This window comes from Pseudomonas sp. 1L-B-1-E-C1, from assembly GCF_057291835.1.
Window position 1 is genome coordinate 287414 of record NZ_JBXAWN010000001.1, and the last position, 26931, is coordinate 314344.

At 62.5% G+C, this 26931-nt stretch carries 16 protein-coding genes; 6 read left to right on the plus strand and 10 right to left on the minus strand.

Annotated elements, in window-relative coordinates; all coding sequences use genetic code 11:
• Window positions 1-51: 51 nt before the first annotated feature.
• Window positions 52-483 carry a DoxX family protein gene (locus AC0Z4S_RS01190; protein ID WP_485621727.1) on the minus strand — a complete coding sequence of 144 codons (432 nt, stop codon included), beginning with the start codon at window positions 481-483 and terminating at the stop codon, window positions 52-54.
• 295 nt (window positions 484-778) lie between these two features.
• Between AC0Z4S_RS01190 and AC0Z4S_RS01195 the strand changes: the two genes are divergently transcribed.
• Window positions 779-1612, plus strand: a complete 834-nt coding sequence (locus AC0Z4S_RS01195) for an oxidoreductase (protein WP_485621728.1) — start codon at window positions 779-781, stop codon at window positions 1610-1612.
• 282 nt (window positions 1613-1894) lie between these two features.
• The gene (locus tag AC0Z4S_RS01200) at window positions 1895-2197 is read left to right on the plus strand and encodes an Atu4866 domain-containing protein (protein ID WP_301291665.1); all 303 of its coding nucleotides are present in this window, start codon (window positions 1895-1897) and stop codon (window positions 2195-2197) included.
• Between the two features lie 46 nt (window positions 2198-2243).
• Here AC0Z4S_RS01200 and AC0Z4S_RS01205 read toward each other — a convergent pair whose 3' ends face one another.
• Together AC0Z4S_RS01205 and AC0Z4S_RS01210 are read right to left on the minus strand one after the other, a co-directional pair.
• Window positions 2244-2861 carry a flavin reductase family protein gene (locus AC0Z4S_RS01205; protein WP_485621729.1) on the minus strand — a complete coding sequence of 206 codons (618 nt, stop codon included), beginning with the start codon at window positions 2859-2861 and terminating at the stop codon, window positions 2244-2246.
• An 84-nt stretch (window positions 2862-2945) separates the two neighbouring features.
• Window positions 2946-3851, minus strand: coding sequence for a LysR family transcriptional regulator (locus AC0Z4S_RS01210; RefSeq protein ID WP_485621730.1), 906 nt, complete (start codon window positions 3849-3851; stop codon window positions 2946-2948).
• 112 nt (window positions 3852-3963) lie between these two features.
• Between AC0Z4S_RS01210 and AC0Z4S_RS01215 the strand changes: the two genes are divergently transcribed.
• Window positions 3964-4731, plus strand: coding sequence for an alpha/beta fold hydrolase (locus AC0Z4S_RS01215; protein WP_485621731.1), 768 nt, complete (start codon window positions 3964-3966; stop codon window positions 4729-4731).
• A gap of 82 nt (window positions 4732-4813) precedes the next feature.
• Entirely contained in the window at window positions 4814-5083 is a 270-nt protein-coding gene (locus tag AC0Z4S_RS01220; RefSeq protein WP_485621732.1) for a hypothetical protein, read from the plus strand.
• 167 nt (window positions 5084-5250) lie between these two features.
• Here the strand turns inward: AC0Z4S_RS01220 and AC0Z4S_RS01225 are convergent, their stop codons facing one another.
• The gene (locus tag AC0Z4S_RS01225) at window positions 5251-6267 is read right to left on the minus strand and encodes an NAD(P)-dependent oxidoreductase (RefSeq protein WP_485621733.1); all 1017 of its coding nucleotides are present in this window, start codon (window positions 6265-6267) and stop codon (window positions 5251-5253) included.
• Window positions 6268-6369: 102 nt separating this feature from the next.
• Window positions 6370-7311, minus strand: coding sequence for a LysR family transcriptional regulator (locus AC0Z4S_RS01230; protein WP_485621734.1), 942 nt, complete (start codon window positions 7309-7311; stop codon window positions 6370-6372).
• A 120-nt stretch (window positions 7312-7431) separates the two neighbouring features.
• Between AC0Z4S_RS01230 and AC0Z4S_RS01235 the strand changes: the two genes are divergently transcribed.
• The gene (locus AC0Z4S_RS01235; protein WP_485621735.1) at window positions 7432-8184 is read left to right on the plus strand and encodes an SDR family NAD(P)-dependent oxidoreductase; all 753 of its coding nucleotides are present in this window, start codon (window positions 7432-7434) and stop codon (window positions 8182-8184) included.
• A 220-nt stretch (window positions 8185-8404) separates the two neighbouring features.
• The gene (locus AC0Z4S_RS01240) at window positions 8405-9001 is read left to right on the plus strand and encodes a trypsin-like peptidase domain-containing protein (RefSeq protein WP_253501018.1); all 597 of its coding nucleotides are present in this window, start codon (window positions 8405-8407) and stop codon (window positions 8999-9001) included.
• Here the strand turns inward: AC0Z4S_RS01240 and AC0Z4S_RS01245 are convergent, their stop codons facing one another.
• From AC0Z4S_RS01245 to AC0Z4S_RS01265, 5 genes are all read right to left on the minus strand, one after another.
• Window positions 9002-10189 (minus strand): HlyD family type I secretion periplasmic adaptor subunit, encoded by a 1188-nt coding sequence (locus tag AC0Z4S_RS01245; protein WP_485622092.1) that lies wholly within the window; start codon window positions 10187-10189, stop codon window positions 9002-9004.
• A 5-nt stretch (window positions 10190-10194) separates the two neighbouring features.
• On the minus strand, window positions 10195-12357 hold the full coding sequence (locus tag AC0Z4S_RS01250; RefSeq protein WP_253501019.1) for a type I secretion system permease/ATPase: 2163 nt from the start codon (window positions 12355-12357) through the stop codon (window positions 10195-10197).
• Complete coding sequence (locus AC0Z4S_RS01255; protein ID WP_485621736.1) at window positions 12354-13790, minus strand: TolC family outer membrane protein; 1437 nt, start codon at window positions 13788-13790, stop codon at window positions 12354-12356. Before AC0Z4S_RS01255 ends, AC0Z4S_RS01250 begins: the two co-directional genes overlap by 4 nt.
• Window positions 13791-13835: 45 nt before the next feature.
• The gene (locus tag AC0Z4S_RS01260; protein WP_485621737.1) at window positions 13836-25556 is read right to left on the minus strand and encodes a BapA/Bap/LapF family large adhesin; all 11721 of its coding nucleotides are present in this window, start codon (window positions 25554-25556) and stop codon (window positions 13836-13838) included.
• 421 nt (window positions 25557-25977) lie between these two features.
• Window positions 25978-26922, minus strand: a complete 945-nt coding sequence (locus AC0Z4S_RS01265) for an alpha/beta hydrolase (protein ID WP_485621738.1) — start codon at window positions 26920-26922, stop codon at window positions 25978-25980.
• Window positions 26923-26931: the final 9 nt, after the last annotated feature.

The following is a 26931-nucleotide window of genomic DNA, read 5'->3' on the forward strand; positions in this document are numbered from 1 at the left end:
CGTTTTGATGGTCAAGGCGCGTCGGAACAATTGGACGTGCCGGCGATTCGATTAGTGGCGACGTGCGTCGAGGCTGAAACGCCCTGCGCCGAAAGAAACGATCTGCAAGAGCCCACCGGCCATGGCGATATTCTTGAAGAAATGGATGAACTGATTCTGGTCCGCCAGAGCGTTATGGAAAATCATCGCGGTCAGGACGCTGAAAATCGCCAGCACCGCTGCGGTGGTTCGTGTGCGATAACCGGCGATCAACGCTACGCCGCCGAGAATCTCGACAGCAATCGCCACGCCCAACGCCAGTGCTGGAAAGGGCAACCCAACAGAGCCGATGTAGCCAATCATCATGGCCGGTGCCGCGATTTTCGACAGGCCGGAAAGAATGAAGATCGCGCTCAGAAAAATGCGCCCGATCAAGGAAACGGTGCTGTTGAGGTTGGAAGATGTTGACGCAGTAATGCTGGAAATTGTGGCTGCCTGGGACATGACGTGGATTCCGCTGATTTCAGCGCTTCACCATGAAGCGCCGTTGTGGAGCAGATGATGTCACCGCGCAGCTTTGCGCAATAGCCGACAAGTTTCGATGATCAGGTTCGAAAAAATAGAAATGCAGCGGAAGTCGAGGTGAACGTTCAACTGTGGTCAGGGCCATGTGTTGCTGAGCAGGATCAGGCAAATGTCGCGGACTAATCGGATAACAGCCGCGGGGCTGATTCGGTACGTTGGTCTCGAACGCGGTTCAGCGTAATCCTGAACCGTCGCTATCAAGAGGAGTACTGCAATGAACGAGACTAAGGTTTGGTTGGTTACAGGCTGTTCCACCGGGTTCGGTCGCCACATCGCCACGGCGCTGCTGAATGAGGGTGAGCGTGTGGTGGTCACGGCGCGCAAGACACAGCAGATTGAGGATCTGGCCGCGCTGGGCGATGCCTTGGTTCTGCCTCTGGACGTGACCGATCCAGCGCAGGCGATGCAGGTCGTGCAGGCCGCCGAGCATCGCTTCGGGCGCGTGGACGTGCTGATCAATAATGCCGGCGTTGGCTATTTCTCATCGGTAGAGGACAGCGACGATGAGGCTGTTCGGCGGATGTTCGAGGTCAACTACTTCGGCACGGCCCATATGATTCGAGCGGTACTGCCAGGCATGCGTAAACGGCGCGCCGGCATGATCGTCAACCTCACATCAATAGGCGGTCTGGTCGGGTTCGAAGCGGTCGGCCATTACTGCGCGACGAAGTTCGCCGTGGAGGGCCTGTCGGAAAGTCTGCGCGCCGAGGTTTCGCCACTGGGTATCGGCGTGATGACCGTTCAGCCCAGCGCCTTCAGAACGCAATGGGCGGGGTCTTCGGGCGCCGCGCAAACGGTGGCCGAGGATTACCAGGCAACCGCCGGCGCCGCGATGCGCGCCTACCAGCAATCTGTTGGCAATCAGGCCGGCGACCCAGCCAGGGCGGCAGCGGCGATCTACGCCGCGGTTACCTGCGCAGCGCCGCCGGCGCGCCTGCTGTTGGGCAATGAAGCCTATGAGGCAGCGCAGGCAAAGCTTGCCGCCATGGGGCGCGAGTTCAGCGCTTGGGAATCTACCGCCCGTGGCGCGGACTTCCCAACGGCCTGACGCGCTAAGCCCGCACTGATGGCATGGCCGCTATAGAATCAGGCAAACACCTGAGAGGAGTGAGTTAACGGGGACGGCGCGGTGCGGGAAAAACCGGGCGAGTTGGTTGACTCGCCCAATTCAAACGGCACGTACCGATGGCTATGTCTGCTGGGCGCCGCTTTGCCCGCGACACTTGTACTGACCTATGCATTGAAGGAACGGCCCTCGTCCCGCGTTGCGGTTCAATGAACATGCACATGGGCGGCGAGGAAATCCCAATCTGAAAACAGGAGCTCTAAAATGTCCGATATCGAAATTCGTGTAACCCCGGATGCGCAAGAAAACGCCACTGCGCAGCCATCTGGCGATCAGAGCAAGTACGTTGGCATGTGGGTGACAGCCGACGGTCATATTCGTCATGAGTTGCTGCAAGGGGGGCGATATGACGAGGCGCGCGGTCGGCAAAAAAGCGCCTATCAAGGGCGTTACTGGCTGGAAGGCGACCACATCGAGTATGTCGACGACACTGGCTTTACCGCAGATGGAGAGTTTAGACACAACGTGCTTTATCACGCTGGCATGGTGTTATATCCCGAGCGCTGACGCATGAGCCGGAATGAAAATTCCGGCTTTTTTTATTGGTGTTTTATTACAGATTCTGCGGGCGGAATTGATCGTGGAAATCCAGGGTTTCGCCCGCCACCATAAATTTCCCCTGCCCGCGGTAATGCAGGGTTTTGGGATTTTTCACCGACGTGGCCACATGCGCCTTGACCACTTCCCACACGAACAGACCGTACTCGCCGATAAGATTCGAGTCGAACAGCTTGCACTCGAAATTGGCGTAGCACTCTTTGATCAGCGGGGCAGTTACCCGTTCTGCGGGGGCGGCTGTGAGAGCAAATTGGGCAAACTTGTCGATGGCGCCACCGCTGCTGTTGCCCACGGCAACAACCTGATCGACCAACTCGACGGTGGGCACGTTGATTACGCACTGCTCGCTGTTGCGGATCAACTCGTAGCTGTGGTTTGCACTCCAGATGTAGCAGCCAAACAGGGCGGGGGAAAACTGCATCATCATGTGCCAGCCCATGGTCATTATGTTGCTTTCACCTTGCCACGCGGAGCTCACCAGCACGATTGGGCCGGTTTCCAGGTGCTGGCGAACCTCGCTCAGAGGGAAGTCGGATTTTCGAAATGCGGTCATGGCGCCTCCGTGATTCAAAACAGGATAAACAGTTGTTGTCAGTCGCTTTCGACGATTCAACTTTCCTGCTTTTCGACGTGCACCTCTCCGGCAGCCTTGCTCAGGCTGTCGGGTTTTTGTTCTTTTCTCTCTGAATTGCCACTTTCAAGTCGCAAAAGGCTGTGCGCCGAACCGCTTGATCAGCCACTGCCCAGCCGGACCGGGGGGCGAATCGGTTCGATAAATCGCGTCGAAGGTGTAGGTGCCGCCTTTACAGTCCGGCATATCAAGTTCGACCAGGCGTCCTTCGTCCAGGTCAGACTGAACCATGGGCACCGGCATATTCCCCCATCCGATGCCCTCTTTGAGAAGCATGTGTTTGGCGCCCAGATCCGCCAGTCGCCAAGTGCGAGTGCTGACGACGGCAAAGTCCTTGTCACCCGTAAGTGTTGAGCGATCCGATAGCACTAATTGAACAAACTCTCTGGCAGCGCCAGGCGATCTGGAACACTCGGTTGCCAGCGGGTGTGCAGGCGCTGCGACCGGTATCAACTGAACACTGCCGACGCCGATGCGCTCGATGCCGTCCAGGCCAATGTCCAGCGGACCGCTGATGCCGACTCCAGCTTTCTTCTCCATCACTAGTTGGGTCACTGCCCCCAAGGCTTCCATGTGCAAGTGCAGAGTCACTGTAGGAAATTCTTCCCTGAAGGTCCTTAACGCATCGACTACTCGCTCGGCAGGGAGCATCACATCGAGCGCAAGGTGAACTTCTGCCTCAAGTCCATGCAGCAAGCCGGAGACTTTTGCGCGCAGTCCATTTACGCCGTTGGTAATAGTGCGTGCTTCGGCAAGGACGGTTCGACCTGCCTCCGTCAATTGTGGTTTTCGCGTTGTCTTGCGGTCAAACAGTGAAACCCCAAGCTGCATCTCCAGGTTGGAAATGGAATAGCTCACAACTGATGTAGCGCGATGCAGTTTCCTGGCCGCAGCGGCAAAACTCCCTACTTCTACAACCGTCAGGAATACTTTGAGTTGATCAAGCGTTGGTGTTCCGGGATCGGAGATCATTTCTACTGTCTCGAACGTTTAGGAGATATCTATCCTGGCTTTGCAGAAAGCAGCTATACGCAAGATTGGGCCGTCTACACTGCGATCCAAGTGCCAAGGAAAAAGGTAACTCATGCCGATTCGAAAGCTCACCGTCAAGGGTTTGCAGGTGAATGTCTCAATCTCCGGCCAAGGCCCACCGTTACTCCTGCTTAACGGTTTGGGTGGTTTGATCAGAACCTTCGATGCCCTGCGCGACGAACTGGCTGACTACACAACGATTGCGCTCGACGTGCCCGGAGTGGGTAAGTCGCAAATGCCGCGCTGGCCGATGCGTTTGCCGAGCCATGCCGATTTGATCGGAGAGATGCTCGAGCAATTGGGCATCGACCGGATTGATGTCTTCGGCGTAAGTTGGGGTGGGGCGTTGGCGCAAGAGTTTGCTCTTCGTCACCCTGGCAAGGTGCGGCGGCTTATCCTGGCGGCGACCTCAGCGGGCCCGGCGTTATTGATGAAACCCGCCGACATTCTGGATTTTTTCAGGGGCAGAGGCGGTGGCAAACGGCCGAAGGGAGGTGCCTCCGGCAATTCTATCCATGCGCTGCTGCGCTTCGGTGTTGCCAGGGGCATGCTTAGCGTTAACCCGCGAACTTATTACCACCAGCTAACCGCTCTGGCAGGCTGGACAAGTCTGCTGCGGCTATCCCGTTTGCGCGCGCGCACGCTCATCCTCATCGGCGACCGTGACACCTTGGTACAGCCGTACAACGGGCAGATCCTGCGACGCTCGATTGCACAAGCCGAACTGCGCGTGCTGAAGGGTGAAGGGCATTTTTTTGTAGTGACCAGCGCACGGCGAACTGCCGAGCTGATGCGCGATTTCCTTCTTGAGAAAAATTGAACGGCATTCCATCAGGCTCGCCTAATACTGAGCCTGGGGGCAATTCCGCAGGCAATGCGCTAATGTCAGCACACTCCGAGAGGTGGTTAACGTGGCTAAAGATGACAAGAAGAACAAAGATGAGACTTCGAAAGCCAGTAAAGAATTGAAAGACAAAAAGTCGTCATCAGCGAAGAAATCGGATGCGGCTTCGACCCTATCGAAGTCCTCCGACAAGAAAGAGAAGTCCTCTGACAAGAAAGAAAAGAAAAAAGACGCCAAACCCAAGGATTCCGCCAAGAAAGCTGACAGCAAACCGGAGAAGGCGAAAAAATCAGAGAAGGCCGACAGGCCAGCGAAAAAGAAGAAGTGACATTTGCCAGGGCTCTACGACCTGCCTTGAGCTTATAGGCAGGGCTACGCTCAGGTTGGTCGCAAGCTCTAACCCTGTGCAAACAGGGGAAGGAAGTAAAACTGATGCTCACCTGCGACCCTGTCGTCTGTGTGTTTGAGTAGCGACCAGCCTGGTCGCTACGATTTTTATCCAGTCACTTCTCCGTCCAGCTCAATCAATTCACCACCGTCCTTTTCCAATCGCGGCAGAAACGCCTGCGCCTCCAGTAGCTGATACGGAAAATACAGCCCCGGGCTCACAGGCGGCTGGCCGTCCAGCCCGATCAGTCGCTCCAGCAGCATGGCCACACTCAGCCCGGTCAATGCCGCCGCACCTGCGCGGTGAACCAAGGCATGCCGTGTGCGCAACGCAGATCCTTGGTGATCCGTGCCTTCGATTTCGATGATAATTTCCGTCGACATCGGCTGGCCCTGGCGCCGGGTGGAGCTGACGCCGCTGGCGAGGTTGAATTCGACGTTCGGGGCGTCGGTGGCGGCGGCCAGGCCGGTGACGTCGATGGAGGAAAAACCGGCGCCTTCCAGAGTGGTACCGTCGACGGCACGGAAGCTGACCTTGGCGTCGTCGCCTTCGCGCCAGATGAATTCGCCGTCGCGCCGGGTCAGCGCGGCCGGCAGCATTTTGTTCAGGTGTTCGAAATCGACGGCCACGGTCGGGCCGCCGCCGTCCTGTTCGTCGACCAGTGCGTGGATGCGGATGTCGTGCACGCGGGCGAACGCCTTGGCGATATGCAGCGTCGCTACCGTGGTGGCACCAACCATCCATTCGTAGCCGAGGACAATGGGTGCCGCGTCGGGCGTGTGCATGAAACTGGCGATTTGCGGAGCGATTTCGAACACGCCGGAAGAGATGCTCAAGTGCGGCACCTTGCGCTTTTGCGCAAAACGCAGCCCGGCGAGGGCGTGGTCCATGTAGAAAAGCGCGATGGCGCTGACCGGGCGATCGCCCAGTCCCAGATCGTCTGCACGAGCATCGATGACCACACCCTGGGCATTGCCGATTTGCTCGGCGGTTTGCTCAGCCCTGGCGAGGTCGCGTCCGCCGATCAGCAAGGGTACGTCGGGATGCGCCGCGCGCAATGCGCGAGCCGTCTGGTGACCGATGGCGCCGGAACCGCCCATGAACAGAATGGGATGAAGTGGCATGAATCCTCCTCATTTTTCCTGGATTGAAACGTGCTTTGGCTAGACACCCTAGCACGCACTTTCCGGATTGCCCGTGCGGTCGTCCGGCGTACCGACGAACGTTCATTTGAGCAAATGCGCAGCGTGCGCCTGATCACAGCGCCACACTGGCTCCGACAGATGCTCGGCAAAGAAGTCGGACAGCGCGCGGATCTTCGCTGGACGACTGCGTGCAGACGGCGTCACGAAATACAGCCCGCCGCGAGTCATGTGCCACTCCGGCAGCAACACTTCCAGCCGCCCATCGGCCAGGTATTCGCTGGCGATGAATTCCGGCAATTCGGCAATCGCCAATCCCTCGAGCAACACCGGCAGCAGCGCATCGGAATTGGTCACGCGCAACGGGCCTTTCGGCACGACATCTTCCTCGACGCCGCTGTGATGGGTGAAGCGCCAGACTTGCGTGCGTGCGCGGTATGCGTAACTCAGGCACGAACGCGTCGCCAGATCACGCGGGTGCATGGGGCGTCCGTGAGCTTCCAGGTAGCCGGGAGACGCCACCAGCAACTGGCTCACGGCGCACAGCCGACGCGCGACCAGCGATGAGTCGGGCAGGGCGGCGATACGCAACGCGGCGTCGAAGCCCTCGGCGATCAGGTCGACCGAGGCGTCATGCAAATGCAGGTCGACGAACAGCTCCGGGTAGCGGTGCAGCAGCTCAGGCAACAACGGCGCGACCCAGCGCAAACCGAATGACATGGGCACGGCGAGGCGCACCTGACCGCGCGGCTGCACCGAGAGGTCTTGGGCTTCACTCTCGACTTCCTCGGCCTGCCGGTAAATGTCCCCGGCTTTGGCTGCCATGCTCGAACCGAATTCAGTCAGCGCCAATTGCCGCGAGGTGCGGTTGAACAGGCGGCCGCCCAAGCGTTCTTCGAGCCGCGCCACCGCACGCGACACCGTGGGTACCGAGACGCCCATGACCCGCGCGGCGGAGGCGAACGAACCTTCCTCCGCAACTTTGGCGAACATCGCCAGACCTTCAAAATCAGGCAGTTTGCTCATTTCAATTCTGCAACGATGAGTTTCAGACAATTCTATTTTGAAAGGTCGGTAGCGTCGATAAGCTTTTCCCAGCTCGAAACCAAACCCCGATTGGCTGTACTCACGTTCTGGAGAAGACTCATGGCTGGCAAACTTCAAGGCAAAATCGCTCTCGTTACCGGCGGCACCTCCGGCATTGGCCTGGCCACGGCCAAGCGCTTCGCTGAGGAAGGCGCTTACGTTTACATCACTGGCCGTCGCCAGGCCGAACTCGACGCCGCCGTTGCGCTGGTCGGCAACGCCAAAGGCGTCCAGGTTGACTCGACGAACCTCGAACAGCTTGATGCGCTGTATCAGCAAATTGCTGCCGAAAAGGGCCATATCGACGTGCTTTTCGCCAACGCCGGCGGCGGCTCGATGCTGCCGCTGGGCGAGATCACTGAGGCGCACTACGACGACACCTTCGATCGCAACGTCAAGGGCGTGCTGTTTACCGTGCAGAAAGCCTTGCCGCTGTTGGCCAAAGGTGCTTCGGTGATTCTCACAGGTTCCACGGCGGGCAGTTCCGGCACGGCGGCGTTCAGCGTGTATTCCGCGTCTAAGGCTGCGGTGAGGGCGTTGGTGCGCAGCTGGATTCTGGATCTGAAAGACCGCAACGTGCGCATCAACACGCTCAGCCCGGGCGCTACCAAAACTCCGGGTCTGGTGGAGCTGGCCGGTCCGGACGCCGAACAGCAGCAAGGTCTGCTCGATTACATGGCATCGCAAATACCGATGGGGCGTGTTGGCGAGCCGGCAGAAATCGCTGCTGCCGCGGTGTTCCTCGCATCGGACGACGCTAGCTTCGTCAACGGTATCGAGCTGTTTGTCGACGGTGGTCAGGCACAAATCTGACTTTCAAGGGGGCGATGGCAATCATCGTCCCAGCCTTGTTACTTGGATCCAATCATTGACTGAGTATATCGCTTGCCGATAAGCGGTAGGCTCAGCCTATTGCTAAAAGTGATGGCGCAATGACATATTGCAGCACCTTTCCTCACTTCAAGATGTACCGAAAATGCGCCCCCTCAAGTCACTTGTTGCAGCGTCGATGCTGCTCAGCGGGTGCAATGGAATGCCAGTCGCTTTTGTTCAGGATCCTGTTTTAGACCAAGCCTTTGTCGTCCACTCCGGCGCGCCTTTGCCTTATCTGCTGATGGGTTCGGCTGTGCAATGGAATGAAGATTACGCCGTGACGGTGAAGCACATTCCTTACTTGTCGGGCACGGTTTTCCAGGGGCAGGCAGACGTGCAGTTCTTCCGCCACAAGGCCAATAGCGTGCCGGGATGGCGCGGCTACAAGCCGGGCGAAGAGCTGACTTCGGTAGGGTTCAATTCGCTGTACATGTCGGTCAAGGGCACCGGGCAGGCGTTGCCGGCCATGGTTCGCCTTGATGTCAAAGAAGGCAACGTGCTTTACGGCACTCACAATGGCGCACTGGCCAAAGGCATGTCCGGCGGGCCGGTGTTTTCCGCCGATGGCAAGGTGGTCGGCATCAACGTGGCGTTTTTGACCCGCGATGACGTCAGCCGCCTCAAGCGCCCGGACCTGCTTGATCAACCGCGCGTAAGCATTTTCCTGCCGTACGCGGAGATCAATCGCGAGTGGGCGCGCTATCAGGCCAGCATCACCCCGACAGCGCCGCCGGCGACCAAGCTGGCCAGTCGCTGATCAACGTTCGCGCAACGCTTCGCGGGCGCGGTTGAGCGGTTTGATCAGGTAGTCCAGCACGGTTTTTTCGCCGGTACGAATGTCGACCGTAGCGATCATTCCGGGCACGATGGCGAAGCGTTTGCCGGCCTTGTTACGCAGTTCATCCGACGACGTGCGGATGAACACGCGGTAGTAAAAAATCTCCGGCTTGGCTTCGTCCTGAATCGTGTCCGGCGAGATCGTCACCACTTCGCCGTCGAGGCTGCCGTAGATCGAGTAGTCGTAGGCGGTGATTTTGACTTTCGCCGCCTGGCCCGGATGGATGAAGGCGATGTCGCGCGGCGAGATACGCGTTTCGATCAGCAGTTGCTCATCCAGCGGCACGATCTGCATGACCTGGCCGTTGGGCGCAATGACGCCGCCAATCGTGCTGACCTCGATGTCCTTGACGATACCGCGTACCGGCGAGCGCAGGGTCAGGCGCGACAGCGAATCGGTACGACCACGGATCACCGCTTCGAGCATCTGCGCCTCGGCGTTGGCTTTGGCCAGGTCTTCGCGGGCGCGGACCATGTAATCGGAGCGGGCTTCGGTGGCCTTCAATTCCAGCTCCGAGCGCTGACGGGTCAGGCGCAGCACTTCGACCCGACTTGAGGCGCCGATCTTCGCCAGGTTTTCGGTAATCGCCAATTCGCTACGCACCAGTTTCAGCGAGCTCTGGATACCGTCGAGGGTTTCCGCCAGACCTTTGCGCCGGGTCTGGTAGAGCTCGGTTTCGGCGCGGATCAGATCGGGAAACTCTTGCAGAGATGTATCAAAGGCCAGCGGTTTTTCGCTGACCTCGGCCTGCAAGCGGTTGACGCTCGCGAGCGCCGCGCGGTACTTGGCCGCGCTTTCGCCGACGTTGGACTGGTTCTTAACCGGGTCCAGTTGGGCGAGAATCTGGCCGCGCTCGACCAAAGCGCCTTCAGTAACGTTGAGCTGCTCGAGGATGCCGCCCTCCATCGACTGAATCACCTGTTCGCGCGAGCTGGGCACCACTTTGCCGGTGCCGGTCGAGACCTCGACGATCTCAAACCAAGCCGCCCAGGCGACGAAGCAGGCGAGCATCAGCGCGCAGCCCCAGATCACCTTTGCGCCACCGGCAAGGGCACGCTCATCGCGGCCGTCGAGATAGGACATCGGGTCGGGTACGTCAGTCATCATTGCTTTCATACTGCGACTCCTTTGCCCGGCGTGCGCAACCGCGCGAGCGCCGCGTCGCGATGGTCGTCGATGACGATGCGGCCGTTGTCGAGAACGATGATCCGCTCGACCAGTTGCAGCACACTGACCCGGTGCGTGGCGACCACCAGCGTTCGGCCCTGAGTCCAGGTCGCGAGTTTTTCCAGCAGCAGTCGCTCGGTGACGTCATCCAGCGCCGCCGTCGGTTCGTCGAGCAACAGCACTTGTGGCTGACGGATCAACAAGCGCGACAGCAGCAAGCTCTGACGCTGGCCGCCAGACAAACCCAGCCCGCCTTCAAGTACCAGGTGATCCATGCCTTTGGGCAACTGGCGAACGAAATCCAGCGCACCCGTGACGGTCAGCGCGGCGATGATTTCCTGATCGCTGGCCTGACCGGCGCCGAGGGTGATGTTGTCGCGCAGGGTGCCGTGAAACAGCCGCGCCTGTTGCGACAACAAGCCCACGTCGCGGCGCAGGTCAGCCGGGTCGAGATGCGCCAGGGCGATGCCGTCCAGGGTGGTTTCGCCGCTGCTCAGATCCATGGCGCCGCCCAGTGCCTGGAGCAACGTCGACTTGCCAGCGCCGTTGCGGCCGAGCAGGGCGATGCGCTCGCCGGGGCGAATGCTCAGGTCGATGCTGTTGAGCGCCGGGGACGATTCTTCGCTGTAGCGAAAACTGGCCTGACGCAGGCGGTAGTCGCCGCGAATCGCCGGCAGGTGCACGCGCTGGCTGCCTTCGGGATGATCCACCGGCATCTGCATGATCCGGTTCAGGCCTTCGAGCGCGACCTTGGCCTGCTGCCATCGCGTGAGTACGTGAGTCAGTTGCGCCATCGGCCCCATCATCCGCGACGACAGAATCGACGCCGCGACCAGACTGCCGGTGGTCAGGTCACCGGCAATCACCATCGGCGCGCCGAACACGATCACCACCGCAAACACGCCGCCCTGCACATTCTGCGTCCAGGCCACCAGGCTGTTGGTCAACGTGCGCAGGCGCAGACTGCTGTCCGCCGAGGCAGCGTTGTATTGGTTCCACTGTTGCTGGAAACGTTGCTCGGCCTGCAGTGCCTTGATGTCGTCGAGGCCCTGAATACTTTCCACCAGCATGGCGTTGCGCAGCGCCGCTTCGCGCATCGACGCATTGGCGAGTCGGGCCAGACGCGGTTGCGCGATGATTCCGGGCAGCAACATGAACACCAGCGCCACCAGTGGAATCAACACCAGCGGCCCGCCGATCAAATAGAACACCAGCAAAAACAGCAGGAAAAACGGCATGTCCGCCAGCGCCGTGGCGGTGCTGGAGGTGATCAGATCGCGAATCTGTTCCAGCTCGCGCAGTTGCGAGATAAACGAGCCAGTGGATTTCGGCCGCGCGGAATTGCGCAGGCGCAGGGCATGGCCAAAGACCAGATCGGAGACGCGCAAGTCGGCGCGCTTGCCCAGCACATCGGTGATGCGCAGACGCAGAATGCGCATGACGAAATCGAACAGCAGCGCCAGCATCACCCCGCCGAACAACACGTACAGGGTCGGCAGCGACTCGGCCGGAATCACCCGGTCGTACACCTGCATGGAAAACAGGACCCCGGCCATCCCCAGCAGATTCGCGACCAGCGAGGCGATCATCACTTGGCTGTAGGGGCGCAGGTCGGTGAGAACGATGCGCCGGAACCAATGTTCGTCGTAGGGCTTGATGTAATCGTTGGTGCGCACATCCGCCACCGGTTGCGTCGGGCGCAAAATCACCGTGCGCAGTGCCTGCTCGGCGAGCGCGGCGGCGTCCATGCGGCTCTGCAAACCCTGGTCGCCGCTGAAGCAGATGCCCAGCTCGCCGGTCTCGCCAATGCTTTCAAGCACGCCGACCTGACCATCGCGCAGTTGCACCACCAGCGGCGTGCGCCAGCGGCTCAGGCTCTTGTTGTCGAACACTGCGAACTTCACGCTCAAACCGGCCTGACGCGCCATGTGCCGAACCACTTCTTCGACGCGGCCTTCGCTGTGCACCGAAGCCAGGCGCACGCTTTCCGGGGAGACGTCGAGGCGATAGTGGCGGGCGACCTTGAGCACCGCTTCCAGCCACGGTGAGTAATCTTCGCGAACCTCGGCAGCGGCGGGTTCAGCAAGGGTGATGCTGGCATCGGTCATGGCAGGATCTCGACATTCTGGATGGCGCTGTGGTCGATGCCGAAGACCCGGCGAATCGCACCGCTGTTGTAGAAGCAGTCGATCTGCAGACGTTGCAGATCAGCCTGGGTGTTGACCAGATCAAAGCGCGACTGGTGGATTTCCTGCTCGGCGTTGAGCAAGTCCAGCAGCGGGCGGGTGCCCAGTTCCAGGTATTGGCGGCCATACAACATGCGCGCTTCGGTGATGCTGGTCTGGCGAGATTCCAGCGAGCGCAGCCGCCGGTTCAGGCCAGAAGTCTGCGCCTGGGCCTCAGCCAGACCCTGACGCGCTTGCAGGCGGGCGAAGTCTTCGGCCGAATCCGCTGCGGTCAGCGCGTGTCCGGCGGCGCGACTGCGGGCGCTAATGGCGCCGCCTTGGTAGATCGGCACTTCGAGGTTGAGAAAAATCCCGACCTGAGTGCGATCGGCGCGCGAGTTCTGATCGTCGTAGTGGTCGTCCAGGTATTGGTTGACCGACGGTTGCAGCGACAAGGTCGGGTAGGCTTCGGCCTTGGCCTGGGCCAGTTCGGCCTGGGCCTGGGTGCGTTGCGCGGCGGCCTGGAGAACGGCGGGCAGGGTGTCGGAGATTTGCGAGATGTCACAGGCCTGACTCAGCGTCGGCGCAGCAGCGTCGCTAACCGCCGGCGGCGTGCGCCGTCCAAGCAAGTTGGTCAGCGTCGCTTGCCAGCGCGCGTATTGCGCCTTGAATTCCTGCAAAGTTGCCGTCGCGCCTTCGGCCCGGGACTGCGCCTGGACCATATCGGAGCGGGTGCTGGCGCCCATGTCGCTGCGCTGTCTGGCCAGGTCAACGATGCCGCCGATCCCCTGAATCTGTTCGCGCGCAACTTCGAGCAGACGCTGATAGCGCTGCACTTCGATGTAGGCCCTGGCGGTGTCGCGGGCAATGTCGTCGATCGCCAGCAGAATCCCGGCCTGACTGCGTGCCACCCGGGCGCGGGCGGCGTCGACCGAACTGGATACCTTGCCGAAGTCATACAGCATCTGCTTGAGGGAAATGTTCACCGACTGGCTGCCGGCATCGCTGCCGTAACCGCTGGTGTAGCCACCCTTGATGCCGCCGGTGACCTGCGGGTAATAGCCGGATTCGGCGACGTTGACCCCTTCGCCTTGCTGGAACAGCGTGCCGATGGCCTCGCCGATCCGTGGGTGCCAGTCCACGGCCAGCCTGACCGCTTGTTCCAGTCCCAAAGCGTCCGCATCGGCGGTGGCCTTGGAAGCAGGGGCAGGGCGCTGCCGACTGTCATTGCCTGCCGGTTGTTGCAGTTGCGACGGGCTGATGCTGCGCAAGCTGCTGTCGAAATTGTCGTCGGCGCGAGCACCGACGGTGAGAGCGGGGTAGAGGCCGATGGTCAACAGGACCACCGGCCATTTCTGGCGAAAAACTGACTCCACAGACTTCCCTTACTGTTGAGAGACGGACGTTGCTGATGCGTTGTTTCAAACCACTTGAATGCCGTTCTGCACCCACAAGTGGTGGCTCGGATCCTCCTGCGCCGTGTATTGAACATAGTCGATGCCGTCGGCCTGCTGCGTGCCATCGGCGACCCAGCCATCAGTCATGTGCACGCTGTCCTTGTCGTCACCCTTGATCAGCAGGGTGTTGTTATCCGAGGACGTGATCGCCAGCAGGTCGCTGAGGTTCAGCGTCAGCGCGACCGCACTGGAATGGTTGAGGTCGAGGATTTCGACGTTGTGGATCTTGCTCTGCAGATCGCCGAGGTTGATCGACACGTCGCCACCGGCCCAGAGGAGGGTGTCGGTGCCGCTGCCGCCATCCACCGATGTGAACTGCTGGTCGGCGATGATCAGCGTGTCGTCGCCACCTCCACCTTGCAGGGTGACGGCGCCACCGTGCGAGCCGTCGAGAGTATCGTTGCCCTCGGTGCCCTGGATCAGCTCACTGCCAGCGGCGTGGGCCAGACCCAGGTCATCGCTGGCCAGCGCCGAGAACGCGGTGCTGGCGAAAGCGCCGGCCTTGTTCAGGTCGATGGTCAGCGTCGCGGTGTCGACCGTGCCGTTGGGGTGGGTGAGTTGATAGGTGAAGGTGTCTTCCTGGCCGATCACCGCATCGGTCAGCCCGGCCTTGAGCGTGTAGGTGTAGTTGCCGTTGGCCTGCACCAGCAGGGTGCCGTAATTGCCGACCAGCGAGACGCCGTTGTAACCCGGCGCCACGTAGCTGCCAGCGACCAGCACGCTGAGCAAGGTGTACACCGAGCCCAACACATCGGCGCCGCCGCCTGCAGTGTCGGTGAGCAGATTGCCCGACACCGGCGTGTAGCTGCCGACCACGAACTGGTTGTTGTAGGTCGCCACGTTGATCAGGCTGGTGTTGACGCTGGTCAGCAGGCCGAGGCCGCCCACCGCTACGCGTACCTGATAGCTGCCGGCGGTCTGGTCGTCGAACTTGATCCCGTAGTTGCCGCCGCCGAGATTGAGCAGGGCATTGCCGCCGTAACTTTTGACCAGCACGTACTGGTTGGTCGCCGTGTTGAGTTTGTACAGGCCCACTGTCATCGAACCGAGCAGTGCCAGCAGATTGCTCGAGTTGACCACCACGGTCAGGTCACTGACGGTATCGGCCGCGACCACGGTGTTGTAGTTACCGCTGCCGCCGCCCAGCAGCACATTGAACGTGCCGAGCGCGGAGTTGGTGGTGACTTCGCGGTTGACCAGCGTGACGTCGGTCGAGGCGAGGTCCGGCGTCGCATCCACCACCAGTGCCGGGCTGCCGAGGTTGGCGTCATTCCACACTTCGGTGGCTTGCGGGCTGTCGATGCGCACGTACAGATTGGCGGTGTCGCTCAAGCCGTTCGGGTGCACCAGTTGATAGTTGAACACGTCGACTTTGCCGACGCTGCCAACACTGCCGTTCGGTTTGTAGCTGTAGTTGCCGTTGGCATCGATGGTCAGCGTGCCGTACAGCCCTTGCACGGTGGTGCCGGCACCGGCGCTGACCCAGGCGCCATTCTTGAAGATCTGCAATTGCGCGCCGTTGTCCGGACCGGTCTGATCGACCGTGCCATCGACGCCGACGTTGGTGATGACGTTGCCGGTCACCGCCGGTCCGGCGATACCGTTGAACTGGGTCAGGCTGCTGACGTCCAGTTGCAGTTGGGTATTTACCGTGGTCAACACGCCGATGCCGGTGCTTGACACCGTCAGTCGATAATCGCCTGACAGCAGGTTACCGATGTCGACCCGCACACCCTGACCGGCCAGGGCAATCAGGTCGAGCAAACCACTGCTGCCGTTGACATCCAGGGTGACCCAGTTGCCGCTGGCATCCTTCACTTGCAGGGTGTAGACCACGCCATCGATCAGCGAAATCAGACTGCTGGTGGTCAGCGTCAGGGTTGGATCAAGACGCGTCCCGCCAGCAACGGTGAAGGTGAAGGTTTTCGAGAACCCGGCCAGCAGCGTGGTGAACGAGTCATTGAACGTCTGCGTCGCAGTGGCCGGGGCGAGGGTGACGGTGCCGACGGCGAGATTGTCGCTGGCGACCACTGGCGCATTGACGTCGACATCCGGCGCGGTGACGTTGGCGGCCACCGAGACGTTGCCACGTGCGTCGCTGAGGGTGATGGTGAGTTTTTCACCGTTGATCTGTGCATTGTTCAGGGCAACGGTGAACACACCGAGGTTGTTGACCGTGCCGGTACCCAGAACGGTGCCGGTGGCCGACTTGATGGTCACCGTTGCGCCGGCTTCACCAGTACCCGTAACGGTCAGACCATCAGCGCCGACCAGCAGCGCCCCGGCCGCAGCGGGCGGCGTCAGGTCTGGCGCCGTAGCGGTCGCTGCGACCGATACGTTGCCGCTCGGATCGGCCTGGGTGACGCTGAGCACCTGGCTGTTGATCTGCGCCGAGGCCAGCACCACGGAGAAGCTGCCATTGGCGGCGACGGTCGCGGTGCCGAGTACCACACCGCCGACGCCACGCACGCTGATGGTCGAACCGGGCACTCCAACGCCGGTAAGCAAGGTGCCGCTGCCGTTGACGCTGACGCCGGTTGGCGCGCCGGGGGCGGTGACGTCCGGTGCTGTCACGCTGGCGTTGGGGGACAGATTGCCGGCCGGGTCGACCAGGCGCACGGTCAACAATTGCCCGTCCAGTTGCGCGGTGTTCAGGTTGAAGCTGAACGTGCCGCCGCTGCCCACGGTGGTGGTACCGAGCAGCGCGCCACCCGGGCCATACACGTTGACCGTTGCACCGGCCTCACCCGTACCGCTCAAGGTCAGGCCATTCGCAGCAAGCGTCAGACCGCTGGCCGCGACCGGGGCCTGCACATCCGCTGCCGTGAGGTTGAACACCGGCGACAGGTTGCCCGCCGGGTCTGCCTGTTGGACGTTGAGCTGTTGGCCGTTCAGTTGCGCGCTGGACAATTGCACGGTGAAGGTGCCGCCGGCATTGACCACAGCTGTGCCGAGCACGGTGCCGGCCGCGTTGGTCACGCTGACCGTGGCGCCGGCTTCACCGGTGCCGCTGACGGCCAGACCGGTACCGTTCAGGGTGACATTGCTCAGCGGGGCCGGCGCTGTGGTATCGGCGACGCTGAGATTGGTAATCGGCGAAATGTTGCCCGCCGCATCGCTCTGCGTGACGCTCAGTTGCTGGCCGTTGAGTTGTGCCGACGACAAGGTCACCGAGAAGGTGCCGTTGCCGGCTACCGTCGCGGTCCCCAACACCGCGCCGCCCGCACCGCGCACGGTGACGGTGGCGCCGGCTTCACCGAGCCCGCCGAGCACCAGACCGGCGCCGCTGAGCACCAGCGCTGTCGGAGCCGCCGGAGGGGTGATGTCTGGCGCGGTTACGTTAAGGCCGGGCGAAGTGTTGCTGGACGCATCGGTCTGAGTCGCATTGAGCACCTGACCGTTGACCTGCGGCGCATTGAGCTGTGCGCTGAAGGTGCCATTGGCGCCCACCGTCGCATTGCCCAGCACCACGCCGCCCGCGCCGGTGATGGTCACAGTCGCGCCGACTTCGCCGCGACCGGTGACCAGTGTGCCGCTGGCGTTGACCGCCAGATCGCTGAGTGGCGCTGGCGCTGAGGTGTCACCTGCGGTGATTTCAGTCGGCAGCGACGCGCCGCCCAGTGCGGTGTTGGCGGTGACTTCCAGGCTCTGGCCGTTGGTTTGTGCAGGCGTCAGCACTACGCTGAACGTGCCATCCGCGCCGGTGACGCCAGTGCCGATCAGGCTGTTGTCAGGCCCGTAAACATTGATGGTGGTGCCGATCGCCGCCGTACCGGTCAGGGTCACGCCGTCGGCAGTCAGCACAAGATTGTCCGGCGCATCCGGTGCGGGAACCGCCGGAACAGTCAGGCTGGCGTCTGCGGAGACGTTGGTGGCGACGTCGGTCTGATTCACCGTCAGTACCTGGCCGGCGGTGATGCCCGGATCCAGATCGATCAGGAAAGTACCGTTGGCCGCCACCGTGCCACTGCCGACCACATTACCGAGCGCGTCGGTCACTTCGACTGTCGCGCCAGCTTCGCCGCGACCGGCGAGCTGGCTCAGATCGCCGCTGATGGTCAGACCGGTGACGGCGTCCGGAGCGGTGGTATCAGCCGCCGGGTAGAGCAGCACCGGCGATGCGTTTTGCGCCTCATCCGTTGCGATCACCGACAACAACTGACCGTTGGCCTGGGCCGGATTCAGGGTGATTGTGTAGGTGCCGTTGCCCAGCGCCACCGCTGTGCCGAGCACGGTGCCGGTGGCAGACAACACCGTCACGGTGCTGCCGGCTTCGGCGGTCCCGGCGAGCAAGGTGCCGGCGCCGGTCAGCGAGGTGACTGTTGGCGCGATCGGTGCGGTGCTGTCAGGCGAGTCGACCAATACCGGCCCGGACAGGTTGTTTTGCGCGTCGGCCTGCACCACGGAAAGTGCGCGGCCGTCGATCTGCGCGGCGGACAGGGTCACGCTGAAACTGCCGTCTGCGGCCACCGTCGCGGTGCCGAGCACCACGGTGCCGTCGCGCACGGTGACGGTTGCCCCGGGCTCGCCGGTACCGGTTACGGTCAAGCCATCCGGACTGACGTTGAGGTCGGCGACTTCCAGTGGATCGGTAGTATCGCCTGCTTGCAAAGGCGCTGTTGGCGAAATGTTCGACGCCAGATCGGTCTGATTGACGCTCAGCAGTTCACCGTTCACCTGCGGCGGGTTGAGGGTCACGCTGAACGAGCCATTGGCGGCCACGGTTGCCGAGCCCAGCAGGGTGCCAGTTGCGCTGAGCACGCGTACGGTGGCGCCGGCCTCACCAGTGCCGGTCAGTGTCAGGCCATCGGCAGTGAGCGCGAGGCCGGCGGGCGCGCCCGGCACGGTGACATCCGGTGCGGTGACGGGTGCGATAGGCGAGGGATTGCCCGCCGCATCGCGCTGGATCACCGACAAGGCTTCGCCATTGAGCAGCGGTTGGTCCAGGGTCACGCTGAAGCTGCCATCGACGGCGACCGTGCCGGTGCCGACGATGGTACCAACGGCATTGGTGACGATCACTTGCGAACCGGCTACACCGGAGCCGGTGATCAGGCTGCCGCTGGCGTCGATTTCGACATCGGTCAGCGCCGCAGGAGGGGTGCTGTCAGGTGCGGTCAGCGTGCCGGCAGGCGAGGCATTGCCGACTCCGTCCGCCAATACCACGAATAGCGCCTGGCCATTGGTTTGCGCCGGGGTCACGTTGATCTGGAAGCGTCCATCGCTGCCCACGGTGCCGGTGCCCAGTTCGGTGCCGTCTGCCGACGTCACCCGCACAGTGGCGCCGACTTCGCCGGTACCGGTGAGCGAGTCGCCACCGGCATTCAGTTGCAGATCGGCCGGCGTCGCTGGCGGGGTCAGATCCGGTGCGGTTACCGACACCGGGGCGCTGACGTTGCCGGGTGGGTCGGCCTGCTGCACGCTGAGAATCTGTTGGTTGATCTGTGGCGGATTCAGGGTGACGCTGAACGTGCCGTCGCCGAGCACGACGCTGGTGCCGAGCAAGGTGCCGTTGGCATCGCGCACGGTCACGGTCGCGCCTGGTTCGCCAGTGCCGATGACCAGCGCGCCCGAGGCGTTGATGTCGACGTTGGCCAGCGGATCGGGTGGAGTGAAGTCCGGTGTGGTCAGGTTCACTGCAGGCGAGTCGTTGCCGGCCGCGTCGGCCTGGACCACGGTGATCACTTCGGCGTTGGTCAGTGCCGGGGTCAAGGTCAGCGTGAACGTACCGGTCGGGCTGACGACGGCGCTGCCGAGCACGTTGCCGTCACTGTCGATGACCCGGACCTGCGCGCCGGGTTCGCCGCGCCCGGTCAGGCTTGCGCCGTCGCCACCAATGCTCAGCTGCGAAACGGCCGCTGGCGGTGTGCTGTCGACCGAGGTGAACGGCGTGGCGGCCGAGGTGTTGCCTGCCGCGTCTGTCAGCGACACGGTCAGCGCCTGGCCGTTGGCTTGTGGCGCGGTCAGGGTGATGGCAAAGGTGCCATCGATGCTCACGGTGCCGGTGCCGATCAGCGTACCGGCGGCGTTGTACACGTTGACGGTGGTGCCGGCTTCACCGGTACCGGACAGCACAGTGCCGTCGTTGCTGACCGCCAGCGCCGCCGGCGCATTGGGGGCAATCAGATCCGGAGCGATCAGGTTGACGCTGTTGGATTCGTTGCCCGCGGCGTCGGCCTGATTCAGGCTCAGGGTCTGGCCCGAGGTCTGTGCCGGACTGAGGGTGACGCTGAAAGTACCGTTGGCCGCCACTACCGCGCTACCGAGAACAACCCCGCCGGTGCCGAGCACGGTCACCGTGGCGCCGGCTTCACCGCGACCGGTCAGCGTAGCGCCATTGGGTGCCAGGCTCAGTTCGCTGAGTGGCGTTGGCGCCGCGATGTCAGCGGCGGTGTAGTCGGTAGGGGAGGAGTTGATACCGGTACTCGATGTCGCCACGGCAGACAGTTGCTCGCCGTTGAGTTGCGCAGCATTGAGGGTGACGTTGAAGGTGCCATTGGCCGCCACCACCGCGCTGCCGAGCAACACGCCCGACGCATTGCGAACACTCACGGTACTGCCAGCGGTAGCCGACCCGCTCAGGGTCAAACCGTCGGCGCTGAGGGCCAGATTGGTCGGTGCGCTCTCCGCCAGATTGCCCGGCGCGGTCACTGGTGCCGCTGGCCCGGTATTGCCGGCCGCATCGACCTGCACAACGGAAAGGCTTGATCCGGCCACCGCTGCCGGCGACAAGGTGACGCTGAAGTTGCCGTTGCTGCCAACGGTGGCGGTACCCAACAAAGTGCCACCGGCGCTACGAACTTCCACACTGGCACCGACTTCACCGGTACCGGTCAGGGTCGCACCGTTGGCGCTGACCGCCAGATTGGCGGCCGCTGACGGGGCGGTGGTATCGGCGGCATTGACGGTTGCCGGGGCAGACGGATTGCCTGCCGCGTCGGTCGCCGTCACGTTCAATGCCTGGCCGTTGACCTGCGGACTGTTGAGGGTGATCTGGAAGGTGCCATTCGCGGCCGCCGTGGCGGTGCCGAGGACATTGCCCTGGCTGTCGCGCACGGTCACGGTGCTGCCGGCTTCGGCATTGCCGGCCAGTTGCACGCCTGCCGCGTTCAGGGTCAAAGCGCTTGGAGTGGCCGGTGCCGTCAAATCGACCGAGATGACTTCGACCGCCGTCGAGACGTTGCCCGGCGGATCTTCTTGAGTAACGGTCAGCACCTGGGCATTGAGCTGTGGCGTGTTGAGCGTGACGGTGAAGGCGCCGCTGCTGCCGACTTGCGCGGTGCCGAGCAAGGTACCGTCAGCGCTGCGTACAGACACGGTGGCGCCGGGTTCGCCATGGCCGGTGACGGTGACGCCATCGGCATTCACTGCGACTTGGGTCAGCGCCGCCGGCGGGCTGATGTCCGGCGCATTGACGCTGGCCGACGGCGAGACATTGCCGGCAGGGTCGGTCTGGCTGATCGCCAGCGCCTCGCCATTGGTCGGCGCTGGCGCCAGGGTCACGCTGAACGAGCCATCCGCGCCAACCACAGCGCTGCCCAGCACGGTGCCGCTGGCGTTAGTGACATTCACCGTTGCGCCAGGCTCACCCGTGCCGCTGAGGGTGCTGCCATCGGCGCTGATCAGTGGGTTCTGCACGGCAGCCGGCGGTGTGGCGTCAACGGTGATCACGCCGGTCGAAGTCGAGCTATTGCCGTTCGCGTCGGTGAGCGTGACCTGCAACGTTTGCCCGGTGTTCTGCGCATTGGGCAAGGTGACCTGGAAGTTGCCGCTCTGATCGACCACACCGATGGCCAATACATTGCCGGCGGCATCGCGTACGGTCACGGTGCTGCCGGCTTCGCCCTGGCCTTTGATCACGGTGCCGACGTCATTGATGCTGACACCGGTCGCGGCGGCGGGCGGTTGCAGATCCGTGGCGATGATGCTGGCGGGCTGCGACGGGTTGCCGGCAGCGTCGCTCTGGATCACGGTGAGGGCCTGGCCATTGAGCTGCGCCGGGGTCAGCGTCAGGCTGAAGGTGCCGTTGCTGGCGACCAGTGCAGTACCGAGGACGGTGCCTGCGGGGTCGGTGACGGTGACCGTTGCACCGGCCTCGCCGCGACCGGTCAGCGCCGTGCCGCTGGCATTCAGCACCAGATTGGTCACCGCGTCCGGCGGTGTGCCATCGGCAGCGGTGACGGTGCCAGGCACCGACACATCACCGTCGGGACTGGTGGCGGTGACTTGCAGCACTTGTGCGTTGATCTGCTTGGCAGTGAGCAACAGGGTGAAGCGGCCGAAGCTGTTGATCAGCCCGGTGCCCAGGACATCGCCATTGCTGTTGGTCACGGTCACGGTGCTGCCCGGTGTACCCGCACCGGTCAGGGTGAAACCATCGGCGCTCAACGCCAGATCGCTCGGTGTGGCTACTTGAGTACCATCGGGACCTGCCAGCGGCACCGCCGGCGAGTCGTTGCCACCGCCGTCAGTGCTGATCACTTCCAGAGCGCTGCCAGTGCCTGCCGCTGGATTCAGTGTGACGACGAAGCGGCCATCGGCACCTGCCGTCGCGGTGCCCAAAACGCTACCGCCGGCGATGCTCACGGTGACGGTGGTGCCGGGCTCTGCGAGACCGGACACCTGTGTGCCGGCAGGGTTGATCGCCAGATCACTCACCGCCGCCGGCGGCGTGCTGTCCGGTGCGCTGACGCTACCTGGCAGCGAACTGTTCGTGCCGTCCGACACCACCACCTGCAAGGCTTCGCCATTGGTCTGGGCGGTATCCAGATTGACCGTGAATGCGCCCGTGCCGTCAGCGGTCGCGGTACCGATGACGTTGCCGTCGGCATCCCGCACCTGCACGGTGTTATTCGGCTGCGTAGTGCCAGTGACTGTGGTGCCAGCCGGATCGATGATCAAACCGGTTGGCGCTGGCGGCGCGGTGATGTCGGGTGCGGTGACCGGAGTGACCGGAGAGGGCAGGTTGCTTGCATCGGTCTGGGTCACGCTCAGTACCTGGCCGTCGAGCTGAGCCGGGCTGAGATTGACAGTGAAACTGCCGTCACCGGCAACGACGGCGGTGCCGAGCACCGTGCCGTCCGGGGCGCTGACCGTGACCGTACTGCCGGCTTGGCCGGTACCGGTCAATGTCACGCCGTTGCTGGCGAGCGCGAGATTGTCAGGCGCCAGCGGCGCGGTGGTATCCGCCGCCGTCAGCGGCGTGGTGGGGGAGACGTTCACGCCATCCGATTGGCTGACTTGCAGTTGTTGGCCTTCGATCTGCGGGCTGTTCAGCGTCACCGTAAATACGCCGGTGCCGTCGACGATCGCTGTGCCCAGGATATTGCCGGCCGAATCCTTGACCGACACTGTGGCACCGGGCTCGCCTGTGCCGCTCAGTTCAGTGCCGGCTGGGTTCAGCGCCAGATTGGAAGGGGCAGCGGGGGCCTGGATATCCGGCGCTTCAACCGGCACCGCCGGGGAGCCTGAAGGCGAGCCATCGCTCTGCACGACGCTGAGGTTCTGGCCATTGGTTTGTGGCGAGGACAGCGTGACTTCGAAGCGACCGTTGCTGCCGACCACCGCCGTTCCCAGCACCGCGCCAGCTGCGTCAGTGACGGTAACGGTGGCGCCGGCCTGACCCGCACCGCTGACGACGGCACCGTTGGCCGAGATCGACACATCCGACACCGCGACCGGGACCGTCAAATCGGGTGCGGTGACGTTGACCGGCGCCGAAGGGTTGCCGTCAGCGTCGGTCTGAATCACTTGCAGTTGTTGCGCATCGGTCTGCGCGGTCGAGAGGTTGACGGTGAAATTGCCATCGGCACCGACCGTGCCGGTGCCGATAATATTGCCCGCCGCATCGCGCACGGTGACCGAGGCGCCGACTTCGCCCTTGCCGGTCAGCGTCTGCCCCTGGCCGTCGAGTGTCAGGTTGGACACCGCCGCCGGGCCTTGGGTGTCAGGCGTTACATAGGTCAATGGGGCGGAGGTGTTGCCAGCCGCGTCGCTGGCACTGATCTGCAACGTTTCGCCATTGTTCTGCGGGCTGCTCAGTTGCACAGTGAACGTGCCATCCGCCGCCACCACTGCCGAGCCGAGCAGGTTGCCGTTGGCATCGCGCACCGTGATCGTTGAACCGACCTGGCCGCGTCCTTTCATCTGCCGGCCATCCACGCTCAAAACGATGTCGCTGGGCTGAGTCAGACCGTCCAGATCGACAGCGATGATGGTCACCGCCGGCGAAGGGTTGGCGGCCGCATCGGTGAGCTGCACGCTCAAGGCTTGTCCATCGATTTGCGCGGCGCTGAGTTGCACGGTGAACGTGCCATTGGCCGCGACCAGAGCCGTGCCGAGCACCGTACCTTGAGCATCGGTGACGCGGACGGTGCTGCCGGGCTCGCCCCGACCGGTGACCGAAAGACCATCGCTGCTGATGGCCAGATCCGTCGCAGCGCCGGGGCCGGTGATGTCCGGTGCATTGAAGGTCACGGTCGGCGATTGCGCACCGGCGTTGTTGACCGCCACGATACTGATGACTTCACCGTTCAACTGCGCACGGATCAGCGTGAGCAGGAAAGTGCCGTCAGCACCCACCGTCGCACGTCCGAGCAATTCGCCGTCAGCCGCGCGCACTTCGATCGTAGTCCCGGCCCGGGCGGTGCCGGTCAGTTGGCTGCCGTCGCTGCTCAGCCCGAGATTGGCTGGCGTCTGCGGTTCGATGATTTCTGGTGCGCTGACCGTCGCGCCGGTGGACGTATTGCCTGCCGCATCGGTGGCATTCACTGTCAGCGGCTGACCGCCGGTTTGCGCGGGGCTGAGCACGACGCTGAAAGTGCCATCCGCCGCGACCACAGCGCTGCCGAGCAGGGTGCCATCGGCGGCGCGCACCTGAATCGTCGCCCCGGCTTCACCGGTGCCGCCGAGTTGCGTGCCGTCTGCGCTCACGCTGAGGTTGCCCGGGGCCGTCGGCGCGGTGGTATCCGGCGCGGTGACCGTGCCGGGTGTGGACACGTTGCCCGTAGGGTCGGTGAGTGTGACATCGAGCGGCTGGCCATTGTTCTGCGGCGTGCCCAGGTCGACCTGGAAGCTGCCGTCAGCGCCTACGGTTGCGGAGCCCAAAAGATTACCGGCCGCGTCGCGCACCTGGACGAGACTGCCAGCTTCGCCAAAACCACTGAGAAACCTGCCGTCGGCCGACAACGTCAGCCCGGTCGCCGGCGCGGGTGGAGTCGCATCGGCGCCGCTGCCACCTCCGCCGCCGCCCCCACCGCCACCACCGGTAGCGGCCGCCGCACCACCCGCGCCCAACAGGCCAAGCCCGGCAATCGCCCAGGCGGGGGTCGTACCGTCGACGACACCAACGCCGGCGATCAGCTCATCCAGCGAATCGATTTCTTCAAAGGTAAAGCCATTGAACGGCTCGGCGCTGTAACGGGCCTGCCACAGGGTCGCGTCGTCACCTTGAAACACAATGTCATTAGGCACGCCGTCAGGGCTGGTGACAAAGAAATTGGAGATTTTGATTTGCTCGCCAGACTTCAGATTGACGATCAAATCCTGACCGCTGCGACTGGTCGACGCCAGTTGGTCGGGACGGACCGGCATTTGTACAACTGACGGCTGGTTAAGCTGAACATTGCCCCAGTTCTGGGCAGTGAGCTGAGAATTGGCTTTGTCGGCAATGACGATGTTGTCCATTACTACTCCCTGTAATTGGCTGGGCGGACGTCCACGGTTGGTTTTAAAACCATAGATAGGGAGTTTGGAAGAAGGCTGCCTGATTTTTGGCGAGTCGCGTCATGGGCAATTTGCCAACGTCCATCTCCCTGAAATATAACGATAAAAAGCAAGTTACCGTTTGTCGGGACGTTGGATCCAACCGATCTCTAGTTGAAACGAAATGTGTCATTTCCAAAATGCGCAGAACGTGCCGAAGAAAAAGCGCGAATCGAACCGTAACCGAGGATGGCATATGAATATTGGAATCCGAGAAGCCGGCGATGCATTGCGTATCAGGCTTTCGGCGAAGGTATTAATCAATAAGCGTAAGAATGGCGACAAGCTTTGTATAAGAAATTGCGCTTTTTCGTTTCAGCGGTTTTTTCGCCGTTTGTGCATTTCATGCGCCAGCTATCGATCGCCGAACTGATCGAACGATATCCAGCGCCGCCTGATCGGTAACATCACCGGGGTACTGATCAAACATGTGTGGCGCCCCGGGGTATACGTGCAGTTCGACGGCAACCCCGGCGCGCGACAGCCGCATGGCAAACGCAACGTCCTCTTCAAGAAACAGATCCAGCGCGCCGACTGCCAGAAACGTGCTCGGCAAATCCCTCAGATCGTCTTGCAGGGCCGGGGAAAACCAGCCGATTCGCGGGTCTTCCAGCGCATGGTTGCCGCGCAGGCACTGCCAGCAGAACTGGTTGGCTTGCGCCGGCCATCCGATCACTCCGGCCGTACCGTTTTGCTGAGGCGCGGCGGCGCTGCCCGAGCGGTAGTCAAGCATCGGATAAATCAGCACCTGGCTGGTAATGGGATATACGCCGCGATCCCGCGCCAGAATCGCCAACGCTGCCGCCAGACCGGCGCCCGCACTGTGACCCATGACGATCACTTTGTCGGCGTCGATATTCAGCCTTCGCTGTTGGGCGAAAACCCAGCCCAGCGCGGTGTAGCAGTCCTCGAGAGGAACAGGGAAGGGGTATTCCGGGGCAAGGCGATAATCGACGGCGACGATGATTGCCTGAAGTTCTTCGGCGAGATCGGCCAGATAGTCATCGGCCATTTCGGGGCAACCCAGGACGAAACCTCCACCGTGGAGGTACAGGATCACCGGAAAGTGAACACCCTGTGTCGCGCCTGCGGGCCGGTAAAGACACAGGCGCAAATCCTCGCCGTCGTGGGCCTTTGTCCATAGGCTTTCACCGCGCGCTTGTTCTCGGGATTTGAATGTCGCGTGGACACGTTCCCTGATCGCGGGCAGCGTCTCCAACGTCCAGGCTTCTGCGCCGGGGGTTAAAAAGCTGTTGAAGTCGGGATCCAGCAGTTCATGCGCTTTCATGTTCTGCCT